The organism is Actinophytocola sp. NPDC049390 (assembly GCF_044466355.1).
Classification (GTDB): domain Bacteria; phylum Actinomycetota; class Actinomycetes; order Mycobacteriales; family Pseudonocardiaceae; genus Actinophytocola.
Genome location: NZ_JBITMQ010000011.1, coordinates 73677 through 94190 on the forward strand (window position 1 = coordinate 73677; position 20514 = coordinate 94190).

17 protein-coding genes and 1 riboswitch are annotated in these 20514 nt (G+C 70.7%); of the genes, 10 read left to right on the forward strand and 7 right to left on the reverse strand.

Annotated features, from left to right (window positions below; translation table 11 throughout):
- Positions 1–134 precede the first annotated feature (134 nt).
- Positions 135–1706, reverse strand: a complete 1572-nt coding sequence (locus ACIBVP_RS28285; protein WP_396109389.1) for a dolichyl-phosphate-mannose--protein mannosyltransferase — start codon at positions 1704–1706, stop codon at positions 135–137.
- Between the two features lie 105 nt (positions 1707–1811).
- On the opposite strand from ACIBVP_RS28285, the gene rsmI reads away from it, so the two are divergent.
- Together rsmI and ACIBVP_RS28295 are read left to right on the forward strand one after the other, a co-directional pair.
- Positions 1812–2654, forward strand: a complete 843-nt coding sequence (gene rsmI, locus ACIBVP_RS28290) for a 16S rRNA (cytidine(1402)-2'-O)-methyltransferase (protein WP_396109390.1) — start codon at positions 1812–1814, stop codon at positions 2652–2654.
- A gap of 59 nt (positions 2655–2713) precedes the next feature.
- The gene (locus tag ACIBVP_RS28295) at positions 2714–3694 is read left to right on the forward strand and encodes an aldo/keto reductase (protein WP_396109391.1); all 981 of its coding nucleotides are present in this window, start codon (positions 2714–2716) and stop codon (positions 3692–3694) included.
- Positions 3695–3915: 221 nt separating this feature from the next.
- On the opposite strand, the gene ACIBVP_RS28300 is transcribed toward ACIBVP_RS28295, so the two are convergent.
- From ACIBVP_RS28300 to ACIBVP_RS28310, 3 genes are all read right to left on the reverse strand, one after another.
- On the reverse strand, positions 3916–4683 hold the full coding sequence (locus ACIBVP_RS28300; RefSeq protein ID WP_396109392.1) for an ABC transporter permease: 768 nt from the start codon (positions 4681–4683) through the stop codon (positions 3916–3918).
- A complete protein-coding gene (locus tag ACIBVP_RS28305) occupies positions 4673–5647 on the reverse strand; it encodes an ATP-binding cassette domain-containing protein (RefSeq protein WP_396109393.1) in 975 nt (324 codons plus the stop codon). Before ACIBVP_RS28305 ends, ACIBVP_RS28300 begins: the two co-directional genes overlap by 11 nt.
- Positions 5648–5721: 74 nt before the next feature.
- Complete coding sequence (locus tag ACIBVP_RS28310; protein ID WP_396109394.1) at positions 5722–6315, reverse strand: PadR family transcriptional regulator; 594 nt, start codon at positions 6313–6315, stop codon at positions 5722–5724.
- A gap of 59 nt (positions 6316–6374) precedes the next feature.
- On the opposite strand from ACIBVP_RS28310, the gene metG reads away from it, so the two are divergent.
- The 8 genes from metG to ACIBVP_RS28350 all read left to right on the forward strand — a co-directional run bounded on the left by metG (position 6375) and on the right by ACIBVP_RS28350 (position 18134).
- Positions 6375–8168, forward strand: coding sequence for a methionine--tRNA ligase (gene metG / locus ACIBVP_RS28315; RefSeq protein WP_396109395.1), 1794 nt, complete (start codon positions 6375–6377; stop codon positions 8166–8168).
- A complete protein-coding gene (locus tag ACIBVP_RS28320) occupies positions 8161–9018 on the forward strand; it encodes a TatD family hydrolase (RefSeq protein WP_396109396.1) in 858 nt (285 codons plus the stop codon). Before metG ends, ACIBVP_RS28320 begins: the two co-directional genes overlap by 8 nt.
- Positions 9019–9313: 295 nt before the next feature.
- A complete protein-coding gene (locus ACIBVP_RS28325) occupies positions 9314–10834 on the forward strand; it encodes a transglycosylase family protein (RefSeq protein WP_396109397.1) in 1521 nt (506 codons plus the stop codon).
- 265 nt (positions 10835–11099) lie between these two features.
- The gene (gene rsmA, locus ACIBVP_RS28330) at positions 11100–11948 is read left to right on the forward strand and encodes a 16S rRNA (adenine(1518)-N(6)/adenine(1519)-N(6))-dimethyltransferase RsmA (protein WP_396109662.1); all 849 of its coding nucleotides are present in this window, start codon (positions 11100–11102) and stop codon (positions 11946–11948) included.
- A gap of 86 nt (positions 11949–12034) precedes the next feature.
- A riboswitch (SAM riboswitch) is annotated at positions 12035–12124 on the forward strand.
- A 193-nt stretch (positions 12125–12317) separates the two neighbouring features.
- Positions 12318–13322 carry a methionine ABC transporter ATP-binding protein gene (locus ACIBVP_RS28335; RefSeq protein WP_396109398.1) on the forward strand — a complete coding sequence of 335 codons (1005 nt, stop codon included), beginning with the start codon at positions 12318–12320 and terminating at the stop codon, positions 13320–13322.
- Positions 13323–13355: 33 nt separating this feature from the next.
- Positions 13356–14321 (forward strand): 4-(cytidine 5'-diphospho)-2-C-methyl-D-erythritol kinase, encoded by a 966-nt coding sequence (locus ACIBVP_RS28340; protein ID WP_396109399.1) that lies wholly within the window; start codon positions 13356–13358, stop codon positions 14319–14321.
- 355 nt (positions 14322–14676) lie between these two features.
- Positions 14677–16443 carry an ABC-F family ATP-binding cassette domain-containing protein gene (locus tag ACIBVP_RS28345; RefSeq protein ID WP_396109400.1) on the forward strand — a complete coding sequence of 589 codons (1767 nt, stop codon included), beginning with the start codon at positions 14677–14679 and terminating at the stop codon, positions 16441–16443.
- 20 nt (positions 16444–16463) lie between these two features.
- Positions 16464–18134: a fatty acyl-AMP ligase gene (locus tag ACIBVP_RS28350; RefSeq protein WP_396109401.1), complete on the forward strand. Its 1671-nt coding sequence runs from the start codon at positions 16464–16466 to the stop codon at positions 18132–18134.
- Here ACIBVP_RS28350 and ACIBVP_RS28355 read toward each other — a convergent pair.
- From ACIBVP_RS28355 to ACIBVP_RS28365, 3 genes are read right to left on the reverse strand one after another with little or no spacing between them, the layout of a single operon-like run.
- Entirely contained in the window at positions 18118–19059 is a 942-nt protein-coding gene (locus ACIBVP_RS28355) for a DivIVA domain-containing protein (protein WP_396109402.1), read from the reverse strand. The genes ACIBVP_RS28350 and ACIBVP_RS28355 overlap by 17 nt on opposite strands.
- Positions 19060–19068: 9 nt before the next feature.
- The gene (gene pth, locus ACIBVP_RS28360; RefSeq protein ID WP_396109403.1) at positions 19069–19656 is read right to left on the reverse strand and encodes an aminoacyl-tRNA hydrolase; all 588 of its coding nucleotides are present in this window, start codon (positions 19654–19656) and stop codon (positions 19069–19071) included.
- Positions 19657–19710: 54 nt separating this feature from the next.
- Entirely contained in the window at positions 19711–20328 is a 618-nt protein-coding gene (locus ACIBVP_RS28365; protein WP_396109404.1) for a 50S ribosomal protein L25/general stress protein Ctc, read from the reverse strand.
- Positions 20329–20514: the final 186 nt, after the last annotated feature.

A 20514-nucleotide genomic window follows, 5' to 3' on the forward strand; every position in this document is an offset into this window, starting at 1 on the left:
TTGTGGTGGTTTGAGTTTTGCGCCGGGGCGGGGGCGCCCTGCCCCCCCCCCCCCACAACTCGGTGTGCGTGAGAACGCGACTCGCTATGTCTGGGCGCGCGACTCGCGGTGTTCTGGGGCGCGACTCGCGGGGGTTAGCGCCAGCTGGGGAGCCACAGTTCTTGTTGCCAGTGGGATTCTGTGATCGAGTCGCCGTTCAGGATGGGCCACAGCCAGACGAAGTTGGCGACGACCAGGCCCACGTAGAGGGAGACGACGAGGAGGCCGGTGCCTCTGCGTTCGTAGCCGTCCTGGGACGTGCCCATGATCTGGCCGAGGACCAGGACTATGCCCAGCACCAGGAACGCGGCCATCGGGGTCGCGTAGAAGAAGTACATCTGGCGGTCGAGGTTGGTGAACCACGGCAGCAGGCACGTCAGGTACGCCACCACGACCGCGGCGAACCGCCAGTCCAGCCTGCCGATCATCCGCCACAGGCTCCAGCCCAGGACCGGCAGCGACACCCACCACATGGCGGGCGTGCCGATCAGCATGGTGGCGCTGACGCACCGCTCCTCACCGCAGGAGACGGTGCCGCTGTCGTAGTAGTACAGCATCGGGCGCAGGCCCATCGGCCACGTCCACGGCTTCGACTCCCACGGGTGCTGGTCGGTCGCCGGGGTCTTGAGGTTCTCGTGGAAGTCCAGCACGTTGCCCGAGTACTGCCACAGCGACCGCAACGCCGTGGGTAGGAAGTCGTACCAGCCGTGGTGGTCCGCCTGGTCGGCGAGGTGCCGGTCGATGCCCGTCTCGGACGTGAACCAGCCCCACCACGTCGCCAGGTACACCAGCAGTGCGATCCCCACCAGCGCCCACAGCCCCGGCAGCACGTCCCGCATGATCGAACCGACCCACGGCCGCGACACACCCGCCGCGCGCCGGGCCGTCGCGTCCCAGAACACCGTCATCAGGCCGAACGCCATGATGAAGAAGACGCCGGACCACTTCGTTCCGCACGCCAGGCCCAGCGACACCCCGGCCATGAACCGCCACCAGCGGAAACCCAGCCACGGCCCGTACGCCGTCTCGGTCGCCCAGCCCTCCCGGACCGCCACCGCCAGCCGTTGCCGCACCTGGTCGCGGTCGAGCAGGAGGCAGCCGAACGCCATCAGCACGAAGAAGGCCAGGAAGATGTCGAGCATGCCCATGCGGCTCTGCACGTGGGACAGGCCGTCGCAGATGAGCAGCACACCGGCGATGCCGCCGAGCAGCGTGGACCTGGTCAACCGCCGCGCGATGCGGATGATCATGAGGATCATCAGCGCGCCCGCGAGCGCGGCGGTGAACCGCCAACCCCAGCCGTTGTACCCGAACAGCCACTCGCCGACCGCGATGAGCTGCTTGCCGAACGGCGGGTGGACGGTCAGCTCGTAGGCCGGGTTGTCCTCGTACCCGCCGTTGCGCAGGATCTCCCACGCCTGCGGCACGTAGTGCTTCTCGTCGAAGACCGGGGTGCCCTTGTCGGTGGGGAAGCCCAGGTTCTGGAGCCGCACGAACCCGCCGAAGACCGCGAGGATGCCCGCCACCAGCCAGCCGCGGAGGCGGTCGGTCGGCATGGGCTTGCCGATCAGGTGGAGCTCGGCGAGGTCGCCTTCGGACAGCGGTCTCCCGTCGGCGCCACCCACGTCGGGGGATACCGCGGCCTGACGGGTGACGGTGAGACTCACGGGCAGAGATGGTAGGCGGCCGGATGTGGCATCCGCGTCGGGATCGCCGAGAAGGGGCGTGTTGACTGTCGGTGATGTCTGAGTGGAGCTTGCGGAGCGAACGTCATGGCTGAGATCAGTGACCGCACGGGAAGGCTCGTGCTCGCGGCGACCCCGCTCGGCGATGCGCGGGACGCGTCCCCGCGGCTCGCGGCGGCCCTGGCGACCGCGGACGTGATCGCGGCGGAGGACACCCGCAAGACCCGCGCGCTGGCCGCGGCCCTCGACGCGACACCCACGGGCAAGGTCGTGAGCTTCTACGACGCGGTCGAGACCAGCCGGATCGGTGGGCTGGTGGCGGCCGTCGCGCAGGGGCGGACGGTCCTGCTGGTCACCGACGCCGGCATGCCCAGCGTGTCCGACCCGGGGTTCCGCCTGGTGGCGGCGTGTGTGGAGAAGGACTTGCCGGTGACGTGCCTGCCCGGCCCGTCAGCGGTGACGACCGCGCTCGCGTTGTCGGGGCTGCCGTGCGAACGGTTCTGCTTCGAGGGTTTCGCGCCGCGCAAGGACGGTGAGCGTCGGCGCTTCTTCGGCGCGCTGGCCGACGAGCCGCGCACGGCGGTGTTCTTCGAGTCGCCGCACCGGATCGCCGCGACCCTGTCGGTGGCGGCCGAGGTGCTCGGCGCGGACCGGCGGGCGGCCGTGTGCCGTGAGCTGACGAAGACGTACGAAGAGGTGCGCCGCGGCGGTCTCGGTGAGCTGGCCGAATGGGCGGCGGACGGCGTGCGCGGGGAGATCACGGTGGTGGTCGAGGGCGCCGCGCCCCGTCGGCGTGAGGTCGGCGACCTGGTCGACGAGGTCCGTGCCCTCGCCGATGGCGGCATGCGGCTCAAGGACGCGGCGGCGCGGGTGGCGGGAGAGCACGGGGTGAGCAAGAAGGCGCTGTACGACGCGGCGGTCGACATTTGACCTGGAGTGCGCTCCAGGGTGTTGGGTGGACGGTGAGACCAACACCGGAGGAGTGAACGTTGGACAAGCGCATGCTGGGCGACCTGGAGGTTTCGGCGCTCGGGCTGGGCTGTATGGGAATGTCGCAGGTCTACGGACCCGCTGACGACACGGAGTCGATCGGGGTCATCCACCGCGCCGTCGAGCTGGGCGTGACGTTCCTGGACACGGCCGACGTCTACGGCCAGGGCCACAACGAGGAGCTGGTGGGCCGCGCCATCGCGGACCGCCGCGACCGGGTCGTGCTGGCGACCAAGTTCGGCATCCGTCGCGTCGTCGGCGGTGGGGTGGTGGAGGTGGACGGCAGCCCTTCGTACGTCCGTGCGGCCGTCGACCGGTCCCTCGCCCGGCTCGGCGTCGACGTGATCGACCTGTACTACCTGCACCGGCGTGACCCGGACGTGCCGATCGAGGACACGGTCGGTGCGATGGGGGAGCTGGTGACCGAGGGCAAGGTCCGGTACCTGGCCCTGTCCGAGGTGAACGCGGAGACGCTGCGGGCGGCGCACGCCGTGCACCCGATCACGGCGTTGCAGTCGGAGTACTCGCTGTTCAACCGCGACCTGGCGGCGACGGTCCTGCCGACGGCGATCGAGCTGGGCGTCGGCGTGGTGCCGTACTCGCCGGTGGGCCGCGGCATGCTGACCGGCGACCTCGACACGATGCGCAACCTGCCGGACGACGACTTCCGCCGTGGCTTGCCGCAGTTCCAGGGCGAGAACCTGGGCCGCAACATCGCGCTGGCGGAGCGGGTGCACGGCGTGGCGCAGACGCTCGGCGTGACGCCCGTGCAGGTGGCGCTCGCGTGGCTGCTGGCGCAGGACGCGCACATCGCGCCGATCCCGGGCACCAAGCGGGTGAAGTACCTGGAGGAGAACGCGGGCGCGGCTGCCGTGCGGCTGACGGAGGACCAGCTGGCGACGATCACGTCGGCGGTGCCGGCCGGTGCCGTGTCGGGCGCCCGCTACACCCCGGAAGGCCTGCTGGCCGTCAACCGCTGACGCCCACGAGTTGTCCACAGCCCACCTGGTTGTCCACAGGCAAGATCGACATCGGGGTGACTGTCGGTGGGCACCGGTAGACTGGCATGGCGGGTGGCCCCCGGGAACGGGTGGGGGTTGACGTTACGTCCTGGGGGCAGGGTGGATTCGCGTTTTCGCTGGTCAGTGGCGTTCTTGTGTGCGGGGCGCCTTCGGGTGCGTGCCGGAGGCGCCCCGCTTCGCTAGGCGTTCTCCTTCTGGAAGGTTCGTGCGCCCCACCACACGGCGAGCACGGTGATCACGAGCAGCACGACGCTGCCGGTGAGCAGCCCGTCCACCGAGAAGTCGCCCCGGAACGACGCCCGCTCGGCGTCCATCACGTGCGCGAACGGGTTGATCCGCGACAGCGCGTACAACCACCGCGGCGCGAGGTCGGTCGTGATCGGGATCAGGATCCCCGTCAACAGCAGCAGCGGCACCGAGATCGTGGTCAGCAGCGCCGGGAACGCCTCCTCGCTGCGCACCAGCAACGCCATCGCGTACGACGCCGACGACAGCGTCACCGCCAGCAGCATCACCATGATCAGGCACAGCAGGACGCCGGCGACCGGCGCTCGCATGCCGAACACGAGGTACGCCACCAGCAACAGCAGCAGTGCCTGGACCAGCAGCTGGACGGTGTCGTGCAGGACGCGCCCCAGCAGCAGCGCCAGCCGTGACACCGGCGTCACCCGCATCCGTTCGACGACCCCGTTCCGCAGGTCGCCGAGCAACGCGAACCCGGCGAACATGCTGCCGAACAGCCCCAGTTGCACGAGCAGCGCCGGCGCGAGGATCTGCCAGCTGTCACCGGGCGGGAAGCCCGGCGTCGACGACACGATCTTCTCCATCAGCGGGCCGAACAGCAGCAGGTACAGCAGCGGCTGCATGATCCCGATCAGCACCCACGCCGGGTTGCGCAGCGAGATCGCCATGTGCCTGCGGAACACGAGCCAGATGTCACGCGCCATCGGAGCCTCCCGGGGTCTCGGCGTCGCGCAGCGTGCGGCCGGTCATGGTCAGGAACACGTCGTCCAGCGACGGCCGCTGCACCTGCAGCGACGTCATCGGGATCCCCTTGCCGTCGAGCGCGCGCAGCAGCTCCGGCAACGCCGTGTCGCCGCGCGGCACGCGGAAGCGGACCTCGTTCTCCACGGTCGTCACGTCGGTGACGCCGGGCAGCCGGGACGCGACCTCGGCGGCGTCGGTGACCGACTCGGCGGGCACCTCGACGGTGACACCGTCGCCGGACACCCGTGCCTTCAGCTCGTCGGGCGTGCCCTCCGCGACGATCCTGCCGTGGTCGATGACGAGGATCCGGTCGCACAGCGAGTCGGCTTCCTCGAGGTAGTGCGTGGTCAGGAACACCGTCACGCCGTGGTCGGCGCGCAGTGACCGGATGTGCTCCCACAGGTTCGCGCGGCTCTGCGGATCGAGACCCGTGGTCGGCTCGTCGAGGAACACCAGCTCGGGGGAGTGGATGAGCCCCAGCGCGATGTCCAGCCGCCGCTTCTGGCCGCCGGACAGCGTGCGCACGAGCCGCTGCTCCAACCCCGCGATGTCCAGCCGCTCCGACAGCTCCGCACCGCGCCGGACCGCGTCCGCCTTGGACAGCCCGTAGAACCGGCCCTGGATCTCGATCTCCTCGATCACCCGGCACTCCGGTGCGGTGCCGCCGCCCTGGGCGACGTAGCCGATCTTCTTGCGCACCCCGACCGGGTTCGCGAGCAGGTCGACGCCGCCGACCTTCGCGGTGCCCGCGGTGGGGCGCAGGAGGGTGGTGAGCATGCGCAGCGTGGTGGTCTTGCCCGCTCCGTTCGGACCGAGGAACCCGACCAGCTCACCCGCGCGGACGTCGAGGTCCACCCCTCGTACGGCCTCGACGGTACGGCCCCGGGACTTGAACGTCCGCGCGAGACCGCGTGCTTCGATCATGTCCATCCCTTCGTAGTCAAGTTTGACTAGAGCGACGACAGCATGGCCCGTCGGGTGCCGCTAGTCAAACTTGATCAGCCGGGTGTGCCGAACGCGACCTCGTCGTCGTCCGCCATCACGTAGTGGCCGGACCCGAGTCGGGCCACCAGCTCCCGCAGCCACCTCTCCTGCGCCTCGATCGACGCCAGCCACAGCCGGTACAGCTCGGTCACGTGCTCCGGCTGGCCCCAGTCCGTCCCGTGTTCGAGCAGGTCCGTGGCGCTCGCGCGCTGCCCGCCGAGCTGGGTGAGCCGGTGCCGCAACAGGCTCAGCGCCTTGTCCCTCGGCAGCGCGGGCAGGAACGTCACCGCCGCGGCGAGCCGGTACGCACCCTGCGCCGAGTCGTCGCTCTCCGCCAGGTACTTCGCGAGCAGGTGCTGGAACTCGGTCTCGCCGTCGTGGGTGAGCCGGTACGCGGTGCGGTCCGGGCCGCCCGGGTGGCCGTCGGTCGACGCCACCTCTAGCAGCTTCTCCGTCTCCATCTTCTTCAGCGCGTGGTAGATCGAACCGGGCGCGACGTTCGCCCACTTGTCCGCCGACCAGGTCAGCAGCTCGCGCCGCACCTGGTACCCGTGCGCGCTGCCGTGCATGCGCACGACCCCGAGCACCAGAAGCCGCGTGGCGGACAAGCGTGCCTCCTCATAACCCGTTCGAAACCGATAGACGCTGCTCCGTAGGCTATTCCGACATGAGCAACCCCGTGCTGACAGCGGTGGCCTGGCCGTACGCCAACGGCCCCCGCCACATCGGTCATGTGTCCGGATTCGGAGTCCCGTCCGACGTCTTCTCCCGGTACATGCGCATGGCCGGGCACAAGGTCCTCATGGTGTCGGGCACCGACGAGCACGGCACGCCGATCCAGGTCCAGGCGGACAAGGAGAACGCGTCGCCGCAGGCCACCGTCGACAAGTACGCCCGCCAGATCGGCGGCGACCTGCAGGGGCTCGGGCTGTCCTACGACCTGTTCACCCGCACCACGACGGGCAACCACTACAAGGTCGTGCAGGACCTGTTCTCCGCGCTGTGGAAGAACGGGTACGTCATCCCGAAGACCCAGCTGGGCGCCATCAGCCCGTCGACCGGCCGCACGCTGCCGGACCGCTACATCGAGGGCACCTGCCCCATCTGCGGTTACGAGTCGGCCCGCGGTGACCAGTGCGACAACTGCGGCAACCAGCTCGACCCCGCCGACCTCAAGAACCCGCGCTCGAAGATCAACGGCGAGGTGCCGGAGTTCGTCGAGACCGAGCACCTGTTCCTCGACCTGCCCTCGTTCGCGGGTGCGCTCGGCACCTTCCTCGGCAGCAGGCAGGACTGGCGGCCGAACGTGCTCAAGTTCAGCCAGAACCTCCTGGAGGACCTCAAGCCGCGCGCGATCACCCGCGACCTCGACTGGGGCGTGCCGATCCCGCTCGACGGCTGGCGGGACAAGCCGATGAAGCGGTTCTACGTGTGGTTCGACGCGGTCATCGGCTACCTGTCGGCGTCGGTCGAGTGGGCGCGCCGGTCCGGCGACGACGACGCGTGGCAGGAGTTCTGGACCAACCCGGACGCCCAGGGCTACTACTTCATGGGCAAGGACAACATCGTCTTCCACTCGCTGATCTGGCCCGCGCTGCTGCTCGGCCAGAACGGCGCCGGTGACAAGGGCGGCGAGCCGGGCGCGTTCGGCACGCTGAACCTGCCGACCGAGGTCGTGTCGAGCGAGTTCCTCAAGATGAGCGGCGCCAAGTTCTCCACCTCCCGCGGCACCGTCATCTACGTGCACGACTTCCTGCGCGAGTTCGGGCCGGACAGCCTGCGCTACTTCATCTCGGTGGCGGGCCCGGAGACCCAGGACGTCGACTTCACGTGGGAGGAGTTCGTCCGCCGCACGAACTTCGAGCTGGCCAACGAGTGGGGCAACCTGGTCAACCGGTCGATCTCGATGGCGCACAAGAACGTCGGCGCCATCCCGAACCCGACCGCGCCCACCGACGACGACGAGACGCTGAAGGCCCTGTCCCGCGGCGCGTTCGAGGTCGTCGGCGCCCACCTGCGCCAGTCGCGGTTCAAGCAGGCCGCGTCGGAGGCCATGCGGGTGGTCAGCGCGGCGAACAAGTACATCTCCGACCAGGAGCCGTGGAAGCGCAAGGACGACCCGGCGCGCCGGGACACGATCCTGCACACCGCGCTGCAGGTCGTGCAGGACGCCAACACGATGCTCACGCCGTTCCTTCCGCACGCGGCGCAGAAGATCCACGAGGCGCTCGGCGGCACCGGTGTGTGGGCGGCGCAGCCGGAGCTTCAGGACGTCGAGGACCTCGACCGGCCCGGCCAGATCAACCCGATCCTGACCGGTGACTACGCCGGTGAGCAGGCGAAGTGGGAGTCGATGCCGATCGAGGTCGGCCGTCCGCTGGAGAAGCCGTCGCCGCTGTTCGCGAAGCTCGACCCGAAGCTCGGCGAGACCGGCCCGGACTGGGCTCCTGTCGTTGACTGAGCGTCGAGGGGAGCGTCCTCCTGTTCCGGAGGCGCTCCCCTTTCCCATTGTCGACGCGCACACCCATCTCGACGCCTGTGGCGCCAAGGACGCCGCTGACGTCGCCGAGATGGTCGACCGGGCCGAGTCGGCCGGTGTCACGCGGGTCGTGACGGTCGCCGACGACCTCGCGGCCGCCCGGTGGGCCGCTCAGGCCGCCACGTGGGATCCCCGCGTGTGGGCGGCGGTGGCCATACACCCGACCCGCACGGCGGCGTTCTCGGACGCCGATCGTGCCGAGATCGAGGAGCTGGCCCGGCAGCCGCGGGTGGTGGCCGTGGGGGAGACCGGTCTCGACTACTACTGGGACTACTCGCCTCCCGAAGCGCAGCACGAGGCGTTCCGGTGGCACATCGACCTCGCCAAGCGGGTCGGCAAGCCGCTGATGATCCACGACCGGGACGCCCACGAGGACATCTACCGGGTCCTCGACGAGGAGGGCGCGCCCGAGAAAGTGGTGTTCCACTGCTTCTCCGGGGACGCGGACTTCGCCCGCCGGTGCGCCGACAAGGGATACGTGCTGTCGTTCGCCGGAACCGTGACCTTTCGCAACGCACACGCCCAACGTGACGCAGCCGCACTCATTCCCAGTTGCCAGATCCTCGTGGAGACCGACGCGCCGTTCCTGACGCCGCACCCGTTCCGCGGCAGGCCGAACGAGCCGTACTGCGCCGCGTACACGCTGCGTGCCCTTGCGCAGCTCAGGAAGGTCGATCCGGCGGAGCTCGCCGCCGAGGTGAACGCGAACGCGGAACGTGTGTTCGATCTTCCGGCGGCTACCCCACGTGAGCCCGGCGGTAGCGAGCGGTGAGGACTGCGATGATCGGGCGACTCCGGCTACTCCATCCGTGCAGTGAGCAGGATCACGACACCCGCGGAAGTGTTTGCGCAACCTGCCTGTCGCCGTTACTGTCCCGTGACCGTACCCCGGGACGAGGTGGTCCAGGGGGCGCCCGCGGTGAGGCCGGTGCAATGTCGGGGACCGGTGGCCAGCCACGGGAAGTCGCAACAACGGAGTGGTTCGCTACGCAAGCTCCGCTCAGACGAAAGCGCGTATGCCGCGCAGTAGATGGGCTCGGCTACGGCCTTCTGGAGGTATCGACCCAGTGACTGGTTCCGGAAACAGACCGGTCGGTAACGGCTTCGCCGACACCGACTGGTTCACCCCGGTCGACACGAACGCCGCTGTGAGCACCGCGGTCCTCGACCTCGAGGACTCGGACTTCCGCAAGTGGCGTGCGGAGTTCCCCGACTTCCACGACCTGCCGGACGTTGACGAGAACGCCTACTCCGGCACCCTGGCGATCACGGACCACGATGTCCGGCTCGCGCTCGGTCCGCAGGCCGACGAGCTCATGGCGGCGGCCGACGTCGACGTCGACGAGCTCATCCGGCTGATCAACGCCGAGACCACCGTTCTCCCCGTCATCCCGGACGAAGCGTCCGGTGGACGTGCGTACGCGCTGCCGCTGACCGAGACCGACGAGGCCCCGCCCGAGGTCGTCACCGGTATCAAGCGCTGGAAGAAGACGGTCCTCAAGGCCACCATCGCCTCGATCCTGGTGTCGCTGATCGGCGGCGGCGCCGCGGCGATCGCGATGAACAAGTCCGTCACCGTCGACATCGACGGCGAGGCACACCAGGTCAGCACGTACGCCGACACGGTCGGCGAGGTGCTCGAGGACGAGGGCATCAAGGTCGGTTCCCACGACGCCCTCTCCCCATCCCCCTCCGCCGCGATCAACGACGACGGCAAGATCGTCCTCCAGCGCGGCCGCCAGCTGCACCTGACCATCGACGGTGAGAAGCGGGACCTGTGGGTTCGCTCCACCACGGTCGGCGAGGCGCTGCAGCAGCTGAACCTCTCGGTCGAGGGCGCGAAGCTCTCCCACGACAAGAACGACGAGATCCCCCTCAACGGGATGGCTCTCGAGATCAAGACCCTCAAGAACATCACGCTCTTCGACGGCGGCAACGCCCCGAAGGCGATGCAGACCACCGCGGTCACCGCCAGTGAGCTGCTGGCCGACCTCAAGCTGTCCCTCGGCCCGGACGACACCATCTCCCCGGCCCAGGACCTGAAGATCACCGACGGCGCCGAGGTCCGCATCACGCGCAACGGCGTCACGGTCGTCAACAAGACCGAGAAGATCGAGCCGCCGGTCGAGGAGGTCGAGGACCCCAACGCCCTCGAGGGCACCGAGACCGTCGTCGAACCGGGTGTCGCCGGCGAGCGCATCGCGACCTACCGGATCACGGTCAAGAACGGCAAGGAAATCGCTCGCGAGGAGATCGGCTCGAAGGTCACCAAGAAGCCGGAGCCGAAGATCGTCAAGGTCGGCACCAAGCAGCCCCCGCAGCCCGTCATCTCCGACGCCGCGGTGTGGGACCAGCTGGCCTTCTGCGAGTCGACCGGCAACTGGTCGATCAACACCGGCAACGGCTTCTACGGTGGTCTCCAGTTCGACAAGCAGACGTGGGACGCCTACGGCGGCACGCAGTACGCGTCCTACCCGCACGAGGCCAGCCGCGAGGAGCAGATCGCGATCGCGACGAAGCTCCGCGACGACCGTGGCGGCTACGGCGCGTGGCCGCACTGCTCGGAAAAGCTCGGTCTGCCGCGGTAGAACCCGGTTCCCCAGCTGTGGGCCGGCTCCTGTTCGGGGAGCCGGCCCACAGTCGTGTTCGGGGTGGCCTCCGGCCCCCGGAACCCAGCGTAACGGCGGGGACCGACAGGAACGGCCGACAGCGGCGGAGCCTGTGGACAACGTGCCGGCCTGTGGACAACCGCCGCTTCACTCGGCAGGAATGTCGGTCCCCCGTGGAAGACTGGACACCGGGGGCCGGAGGCCGCCCCCACCTGGCTACGCTCGCCGGGTGACCGAGGCCGACGTGAGCGCGCTCCTCGGCCCCGCCGACATCCGGCGGCTGGCCGCGGAACTGGACGTCCGCCCCACGAAGAAGCTCGGCCAGAACTTCGTCCACGACCCCAACACGGTCCGCCGCATCGTCGCCGCAGCCGGGGTCGGGCCCGACGACACCGTCCTCGAGGTCGGCCCCGGCCTCGGGTCGCTCACCCTCGCGCTCCTGCCCGCCGTGCGCCGCGTGGTGGCCGTCGAGATCGACCCCGTCCTCGCCGAACGCCTCCCGCGAACCGTCGGCGAACGCGCACCGGACATCGCGGACCGGCTCACGGTCGTCAACGCCGACGCGCTCCGGACCACCGCCGCCGACCTCCACGGCCCGACGGCCCTCGTCGCGAACCTGCCCTACAACGTCTCGGTGCCGGTCGTCCTGCACCTGCTGGCCGAGCTGCCGACCATGACCCGCGCGCTCGTCATGGTCCAGGCCGAGGTCGCCGACCGCATGGCGGCGGGCCCCGGCTCCAAGGTCTACGGCGTGCCGAGCGTCAAGATCGCCTGGTACGCCGAGGCGCGCCGGGTCGCGACCGTGCCGCGCAGCGTCTTCTGGCCGGTGCCCAACGTCGACTCCGCGCTCGTCCTCCTCACCCGCCGCGAGCAGCCCGCGGGTGACCGGCAAGCCGTGTTCGGCGTCGTCGACGCCGCGTTCGCGCAGCGCCGCAAGACGCTGCGGGCGGCGCTCGCCACGTGGGCCGGGTCGGCCGACCGCGCGGCGCGGATCCTGGCCGAGGCCGGGATCGAGCCGACATCGCGCGGCGAAACACTGTCGGTGGACGACTATTCCGCCATCGCCGAGTCCGCACGTAAGGTCCGGCCGTAAGGGATGTGATCTGCCGGATATACGGACTCAAATCCAGGTCCGGCGGTTGCAATCCGGTGGGCATGTCAGGTGTACTACTTAGCGGTATTCCATCCCGAGCGGCCGAGAGACCTGGCTCTGTGACGCCGCAGCAACCACCCGTCGCGGGCAGGTGCTACCGCCAGGAGCGATGGAGGAGTGAGAACGGTGCAGATCCTCACCACCAGGCGAGTCATCGACCAGTGTCGTCGCACGGTCACAGGCTGTCGTCGCATGCGCTCAACCCGCTGAAGCTGATTCGAGCCATCCGACTTCGCTGAGCCCCACCGCCGGGGCCACTCACCTACACGCGCGAGCTGGGGTTCGCGCGCGCCTGGACTGGAGCACATCGTGATCACCGTCGAGAACCTGACCAAGTCGTTCCGAAGTACAACCGGCGCCGTCGTCGCGCTGGATGACATCAACCTGGACGTGCGTGCCGGCGTCATCGCCGGCGTCGTCGGACCGTCGGGGTCCGGCAAGTCCACCCTCGCCCGCGTGCTCGCGCTCCGCGAGCGCCCCGACAGCGGCGTGTTCCGCCTCGACGGGCTGAACACCGCGGCACTCGACCAGCGCAGCTTCCGCGCCGCGCGCGCCCGCATCGGTCTCGTCCCAGCCGGTGACTCGCTCCTCCCGCAGCGCACCGCGGCCGGCAACATCGCGCTGCCGCTCGAGCAGGTCGGCATGGAGGGCCCGCGCCGCCGTGAGCGGGTCGGCAAGCTGCTCGACCTGATCGGCCTCACCGACAAGGCCGCCACCTACCCCGACCAGCTCACCGCCGGTCAGCGGCAGCGGATCGCGATCGCGCGTGCCCTCGTCGGCGAGCCGACCGTCGTGCTGGCCGACGACCCGACGAGCGGGCTCGACGCCACCGGCGCCGCCGGTGTGCTGGCCGTGCTGGACCGCGCCCGCGGCGAGCTGGGCACGACCGTGCTCGTCACCACCTCGGACGCGACGGTGGTCCGCAAGATCGCCGACGACGTCGCCGTGCTCGAGGACGGCCGCGTCATCGAACAGGGCAGGCTGCTCGAGCTCGTGGCGAACCAGGACAGCCAGGTGGCGCGGTCGGTGCTGCCCGCGATCGAGACGACCGCGCCCGGCGACGCCGACGTGGTGCTGGTGGGCTTCGCGTCGATCGGCGCGCTGCTGCCGGAGGCCGGGAGCCGGTTCGGCATCGACATCGCGGTGGCCGGTGGTGGCGTGACCAAGATCGGCGAGACGCCGGTCGCGCGGTTCCGGCTCGGCATCACCGGTGACCGGGTGGACGCGGCGCTCGGCTGGCTGACCGAGCGGGGCGCGTACGTCCAGCGGGCCCTCACCGGACCGCGCGCGGTCGCCGCCGCGTCGGCCGCGTAACGGCCGGTCGGGGCGGGCCGTACGCTTGATTGCGTGCTTGCGGTTGTGCCCCGCCCCGTGACCGTCCGGGTCCCGTCGAAGGTGAACCTGCACCTCGCGGTAGGCGACCTGCGCAGGGACGGTTTCCACGAACTGACGACCGTCTTCCAGTCGCTGTCGCTCACCGACGAGGTGACGGTCGCCGTCGCCGACGAACCCGGTGTCGAGGTCCAGGGTGAGGGCGCGGCCGCGGTCCCGACCAACGGCGCGAACCTCGCGTGGCGTGCCGTGGAGGAGCTGGCGCGGTACGTCGGCCGGGACGTCGGCGAGCTGAAGGTCCGCGTGATGATCCGCAAGGGCATCCCGGTGTCCGGCGGCATGGCGGGCGGCAGCGCCGACGCGGCGGCCACCCTCGTGGGCCTCGCGAACCTGTGGAAACTGGAGATCGGCCGCGACGAGCTGGCCGGGATCGCGGCCAACCTCGGCAGCGACGTGCCGTTCATGCTGCACGGCGGCACCGCGCTGGGCACCGGCCGCGGCGAGTCGATCGTGCCGGTGCTGACGCGGCACACCTTCCACTGGGTGCTCGCGTTCGCGCGCGGCGGACTGGCGACGCCGAAGGTGTACGGGGAACTGGACCGGTTGCGGGCCGAGGGGGAGCCGCCGCGCATCGGTGAGGTCGAGCCGGTGCTGGAGGCGCTCGCGTCCGGTGATCCGCGGCAGCTGGCCCTGCTGCTCGGGAACGACCTGCAGGCGGCGGCGGTGTCGTTGCGGCCGGGGTTGCGGCGGACGTTACGGGCGGGCGTGGCGGCGGGCGCGTTGGCGGGCACGGTGTCGGGGTCCGGGCCGACGTGCGCGTTCCTGTGCGCGGACGCCGACGACGCGTTGCGGGTGGCGGCGGAGCTGTCGGGCGCGGGGGTCTGCCGGACAGTTCGAGTGGTCCACGGCCCGGTCCCGGGAGCGAGAGTGATCGGCGGCGACGACGAACCCCGCTCCGCGCCGCCTCAGGTGCACGCGTGAGCAGTTGTCCACAGGTGGGCTGGTTGTCCACAGGTGACCGCTCGCGGTCCGGTTTTGTCGGTAGGTGCCGGTAGGCTGGCATGGCGGGTGGCCCCCGGGATCGGGTGGGGGTTGAGGTTACGTACTGGGGGATTGTTTTCGCTGGTCAGCAGGGGTTTTGGTGGCCTCTGCTTGGGGTGGTGTCCTCGCCGGACGGGCTGATCTCGGGGAGGGGGCCTGCCAAATTGGGCTTGTTGAGATAGGGCAGGCAGGCCGTCTTTGTGGGGTTGTGCACGTGGCTCGGGCCGGGCGCTGACTAGGCCGGGGTTGTGGGCGGGTGACGTGGTCCTGACTCGGCTCGGTAACGTTGCCGTTCGTGGTCAACCTGGTCAATCTCGAGGCGGTCGCCAAGAGTTACGGTGTGCGGCCGTTGCTCGACGGTGTCTCCCTCGGGGTGGGGGCCGGTGACCGCATCGGTGTCGTGGGGCTCAACGGTGGTGGCAAGACGACCCTCCTCGAGGTTCTCGCCGGGGTCGAGCCGCCGGACTCCGGGCGCGTGAGCCGGGGCAGGAGCCTTCGCCAGGCCGTCGTCACGCAGCGCACCGAGTTGCCCGTCGGCTCCACCGTCCGCAACGCCGTGCTCGACCCGTTGGGCATCACCGCCGAGCACGAGTGGGCCGCCGACCCCCGCGCCCGGTCGATCCTCGGTGGCCTTGGCATCACCGCGTTCGGGCTCGACTCGCCGGTTGCCGACATGTCCGGTGGGGAGCGGCGCCGGGTCGCGCTCGCCGCCGCGCTCGTCCAGGAGCTGGACCTGCTGATTCTCGACGAGCCCACCAACCACCTCGACGTCGAGGGCGTGCGCTGGCTCGCCGACCACCTGCTCGCGCGGGGCACGGCACTCGTCGTCGTCACCCACGACCGGTGGTTTCTCGACACCGTCTGCACCCGGACCTGGGAGGTCGTCGGCGGGCGGGTCGAGCAGTACGAAGGCGGGTACGCCGACTGGGTCTTCGCCCGCGCGGAACGGGCCCGGCTCGCCGCGACGCTCGAGGAGAAGCGGCGCAACCTCGCCCGCAAGGAGCTCGCGTGGCTGCGGCGCGGCCCGCCCGCGCGGACGTCCAAGCCGCGGTACCGGATCGAGGCCGCCGAGGCCCTGATCTCCGACGTGCCGCCGCCGCGGGACTCCGTCGAGCTGCTGGCGTTCGCCAAGCGGCGGCTCGGCCGCACCGTGCTGGAGCTGGAGGACGTCACGCTTCGCGCGGGCGACAAGACGCTCGTCGAGGACCAGACGTGGCGCATCGGGCCCGGCGACCGCATCGGGCTCGTCGGTGTCAACGGGTCCGGCAAGACGACGCTGCTGCGGCTGCTCGCCGGGGAGACCGAACCCGAGACCGGCAAGCGGATCCTGGGGCAGACCGTCCGACTGGCCTACCTGTCGCAGGAGCTGCACGACCTGCCGGGCACGCTGCGCGTGCTGGAGGCGGTCGAGGAGGTCGCGCGGCGCGTCACGCTCGGCAAGCAGGAGATGTCGGCGTCACAGCTCGCGGAGCGGTTCGGGTTCCCGGCCGCCCGCCAGTGGACGCCGGTCAGCGACCTCTCCGGTGGGGAGCGGCGGCGGTTGCAGATCGCGCGGCTGCTCATGGCCGAGCCGAACGTGCTGCTGCTCGACGAACCCACCAACGACCTCGACATCGACACCCTGCAGCAGCTCGAGGACCTGCTCGACTCGTGGCCCGGCACGCTCGTCGTCGTCTCGCACGACCGGTACCTGGTGGAACGTGTCTGTGACACGGTCGTCGCGCTGCTCGGGGACGGGCGGATCACCGACCTGCCCGGCGGCATCGACGAGTACCTGGCCCGCAGGGACGCGGCGATCGCGGCGCCTCCCACGGCGAAGACGCCCGTCGACAAGCCGAAGTCCAGCGCCGCGGAACGCCGTGCCGCGCAGAAGGAGCTGGCGCGGCTGGAACGGCAGCTGGACAAGCTGTCCACCCGCGAGGCCGAGCTGCACGAGGCGCTGGCGGCGGCCGCGACCGACGCGGAGAAGCTGCTGGCGCTGGACGCCGAACTCCGTGCCGTGGTCGCCGAGAAGGCAACTCTCGAGGAACGTTGGCTGGACGTGGCGGACGTGGCCGAATAGTCGCCTATACCCTTTTGGGTATGAGTCGTTTCGTCGACAAGATGGTCGCCACCGCCAATGACGGCGGGCGGCGGCGCGGTGTCACCACGGGCGAGCCGGGCAACGCGGTGCACACCACGTGGGCGCAGGTGCACGAGCAGGCCAGGGCCATGGCGGGTGCGCTCGTCGCACACGGCCTGAGCAGGGGAGAAGCGGTCGCGGTGCTCGCCGCGGCGCCTGCCGCGATCGGCCCGGCCGTGCAGGCCGTGTGGCTGTCCGGCGGCAGCGTGACCATGCTGCACCAGCCGACGCCGCGGTCCGACCTCGCGATGTGGGCCGAGGACACCGTGCGCGTGCTCAACATGATCTCCTCCAAGCTCGTGCTACTCGGTGAGCCGTTCGACCAGCTCGCGCCCGTGCTGGAGCAGCACGGCATCGGCTACCTGCTGATCAGCGACCTGGCCGAGGGCACGCCGCTGGAGTCGTTCGTCGAGGTCGACGAGGACGCGCCCGCGCTGCTGCAGCTGACCAGCGGCTCGACCGCGGAGCCGAAGGCCGTGCGGATCACCCACGGCAACCTGCTCGCGAACATCACCGCGATGGCCGACCGCGCCGAGCTCGACCCCGAGCACGACGTGATGGTGTCGTGGCTGCCGATGTTCCACGACATGGGCATGGTCGGCTTCTACACCACCCCCATGGCGTGGGGGATCGAGCTGGTCAAGGTCACCCCGGTCGACTTCCTGACCGCGCCGCTGCTGTGGGCCAAGCTGATCTCCGACTACGGCGGCACGATCACCGCGGCCCCGAACTTCGCGTACGCGCTGCTCGGCAGGCGGCTCGGGAGCGTCGACAACGACGACGAGTACGACCTGTCGAAGCTGCGGATCGCGCTCAACGGCGCCGAACCCATCGACGAGAAGGCCGTCGCCGCGTTCGTGACCGCGGGCGCCCGCTTCTCGATGCCGGCCGAGTGCGTGTTCCCGGCGTACGGCATGGCCGAGGGCACACTCGCGATCTCCTTCGCGTCGCCCATGATCGGCCTGCGGCTGGACCACCTCGACGCGGTGGCGCTGGAGGAGGAGAACCGCGCGGTGCCGGTCGCCGGCGACGCGCCCGAGGCGGGGCGCCGCACGTTCGCGGTCCTCGGCCCGCCGCTCGACGGCTTCGAGGCCCGCATCGTGCTCGACGGCGCAGTCCGGGCCGAGCGCGAGGTCGGCGAGATCCAGGTCCGCGGCCCGTCGGTGACGCCCGGCTACCTGACCGTCAACGGTCCACTCGCGACACAGGACGCGGACGGCTGGCTCGCGACCGGCGACCTCGGGTACATAGTGGACGGTGAGATCGTCATCTGCGGGCGGGCGAAGGACGTGATCATCCTCGCGGGCCGCAACATCTACCCGACGGACATCGAACGCGCGGCGACCTCTGTGGACGGAGTACGCGCGGGCAACGCGGTCGCGGTCCGCCTCGACGCGGGCACCCGCCGAGAGCGGTTCGCGGTGGTGGTCGAGTCGCGGTTCGCCGGTGACTCGGACAGGGAGAAGTCGCTGCGCAAGGACGTCGGCGCGCGGGTCTTCGAGGCCGTGAACGCCCGCCCGTCGGCGGTGCTGGTGCTGTCGCCGGGGACGCTGCCGAAGACCCCGTCGGGCAAGCTCCGCCGCGCGGCCGCCGGTGAGCAGCTGGCGGACTCGATCAAGGCCGCTTCGTAGCGAGGGCGTCGAGCCACGCCTGCCGGAGCGCGTCGACCGTGCCCCGGTGGTAGCCGCCGGTGGTGGTGACGGCGAAGGTGAGGGTGGCGAGCTGCTCGCGGTCCGGCGAGTTCGCGAGCAGGTTCGCCAACCGCGCCACGTCGGCGGGCACGTACCCCGGTTCGCCGGGCGGCGCGGGCGGGAACGGGAACGCCGGGCGCGCGTCCACAGCGAGTTCTGACGCGGGTTCCGGCGCGGGTTCCGGCAGCGGAGGGTGTTTCGGGGCGTAGTCGGCGAGGGTCTTCGGCGCGGGTGGCTTGTCCAGCGCCGACGTCGAGCCCGCGCGGAAGGCCGACGCCGCCTGCCCGGCCGCCACGGAGGCGTCACCGGCCTCCTCGGTTGTGCTCGGCACCGCCGTGGCGGGGGCCCCGGTGTTGTCGGTGCTCGCGGCTACGCTGGGATTCGGGGGGCCGGCGGCCGCCCGCGTGAGCGGCTGCGTGCCGGGTGACGGCAGCGACGGCGGCAGCGAGAACACCATCGGGTTGGTCTGCTCGGCGGGAGTCGGCGGCGGCACCGGCCGCGGCGCCGCGGGGAACGGCACCCACGCGACGGGGGTGCCCGGCGCAGGCGTGGCGGGGCGCGCGCTGCTCGCCGGGGCCGGAGACTTCGTGTCGGCGGGCGCGCCCTCCCGGCGGCTCAGCTCCTCCACCACGAGGTCGAGGAACTCGTCCACCTGGTCCTCGTGGTAGCCGCGCCGGATGAACGGCGCCGCGTCGAACTCGGCCTGGCGGACGTCCGCCGCGGTCAAGTTGTCCCTGCCCGCGAGGGTGGCCTGCACGCGGTCGAGGAAGTCGTCGACCTGGTCCTCGTTGTAACCGCGCCTGCCCAGCGGCGCCCGGTCGAACGTCACGACGTCGACGACGATCGGGGTCAGTGGCACGTCCATCGGCACTCCCTAGCGGGCGTGGAAGAGGTTCTGCGCCGCCTCCAGGCCCTTGCCCACCAGCGCCTCCGTCGCGTCCGCACAGTGGTCGACGGCCAGTGCCAGTTCCTTGCGTTCGGTCGCCGAGAAGTCCCGCAGCACGAAGTCTGCTGGGTCCATGCGTCCCGGCGGTCGTCCGATGCCGAACCGTACCCGCAGGTAGTCGCGCGTGCCGAGGCTTTTGGAAATCGAGCGCAGGCCGTTGTGGCCGTTCTCGCCGCCGCCGAGCTTCAGCCGGACCGTCGGGTACGGGAGGTCCAGCTCGTCGTGGACGACGACGACGTCGGCGGGAGAGACCTTGTAGAAGCGCGCGGTGCCCACGACCGGGCCACCAGAGACGTTCATGAACGACCGGGGCTTGGCCAGCACCGCGCGGCGGCCGCCAAGGCGGCACTCCAGCACCTCGGCGCCGCCCTTGTGCGCCTTGAACCTGCCGCCGACACGGGCGGCCAGTTCGTCGACCACCAGGAAGCCGATGTTGTGCCGGTTGCCCGCGTAGCGCGGGCCGGGGTTGCCGAGTCCCACGACCAGGACCGGCACGTCAGCGGAAGCGGAAGTCATGTCGGAAACGCTAACCGGGCGGCCCCCGAAGGGACCGCCCGGTCAGGAGAACTCTCAGGCCTCGGCGGCCTCGGGGGCCTCGGCCTCGGTCTCTTCGCCCTCGGCGGCCTCGCCGTCGAGGTCACCGGCGGTCGGGGCCACGTTCACGGCGACGATCAGCGTCTCGGGGTCGGTCAGCAGCTCGGCACCGGACGGCAGCGGCACGTCCTTGGCCAGGACCTGCGTGCCCGCTTCGGCGCCCTCGATGGACACCTCGAACTGCTCCGGGATGTGCAGCGCCTCGACGGACACCTCGACGGTCGTCGCGTCCTGGGTGACCAGCGTGCCGGGCGACGCCTCACCGTTGACGACCACGGGCACCTCGACGTTGACCTTCTCGCCGCGCTGGACGAGCAGCAGGTCGACGTGCTCGATGTAGTTCTTGATCGGGTGGGTGGTGACGGTCTTCGTGAGCGCCAGCTCGCTCTTGCTGTCGATCTCCAGCGTCAGGACGGCGTTCTGGCCGTGCTCACGGACGACGCGGGCGAACTCGATGGCGGGCAGCGCGAGGTGCTTCGGGTCGGAACCGTGACCGTAGAGCACCGCGGGGATCTTGCCTGCGCGTCGCGTGCGGCGCGCGGCGCCCTTGCCGAACTCGGTGCGGGCTTCGGCGGCGAGACGGACCTCGGACACGGTGGTGCACTCCTTGTTGAACAAACGAACCTTGGGGGCGGCGGCGACCTGCGGCGACGGGCATGAGCGCGCGGCAGTCAAGCCGCCGCGTCGATCACGTCGGGCGATGAACGCCCGGCCTCGCCGAGGCAACCCGGATAGTCTACGCGGCCCGTTTTGGCAAGTGCACCAGGGGTGCTCGATGCC

Excerpts from the sequence above, each read along its gene's own strand:
- rsmI (WP_396109390.1), top strand. The coding sequence starts at position 1,812 with ATGGCTGAGATCAGTGACCGCACGGGAAGGCTCGTGCTCGCGGCGACC.
- ACIBVP_RS28300 (WP_396109392.1), bottom strand. The coding sequence starts at position 4,683 with ATGGCGCGTGACATCTGGCTCGTGTTCCGCAGGCACATGGCGATCTCG.
- ACIBVP_RS28305 (WP_396109393.1), bottom strand. The coding sequence starts at position 5,647 with ATGATCGAAGCACGCGGTCTCGCGCGGACGTTCAAGTCCCGGGGCCGT.
- metG (WP_396109395.1), top strand. The coding sequence starts at position 6,375 with ATGAGCAACCCCGTGCTGACAGCGGTGGCCTGGCCGTACGCCAACGGC.
- ACIBVP_RS28350 (WP_396109401.1), top strand. The coding sequence starts at position 16,464 with ATGAGTCGTTTCGTCGACAAGATGGTCGCCACCGCCAATGACGGCGGG.
- ACIBVP_RS28355 (WP_396109402.1), bottom strand. The coding sequence starts at position 19,059 with ATGGACGTGCCACTGACCCCGATCGTCGTCGACGTCGTGACGTTCGAC.
- pth (WP_396109403.1), bottom strand. The coding sequence starts at position 19,656 with ATGACTTCCGCTTCCGCTGACGTGCCGGTCCTGGTCGTGGGACTCGGC.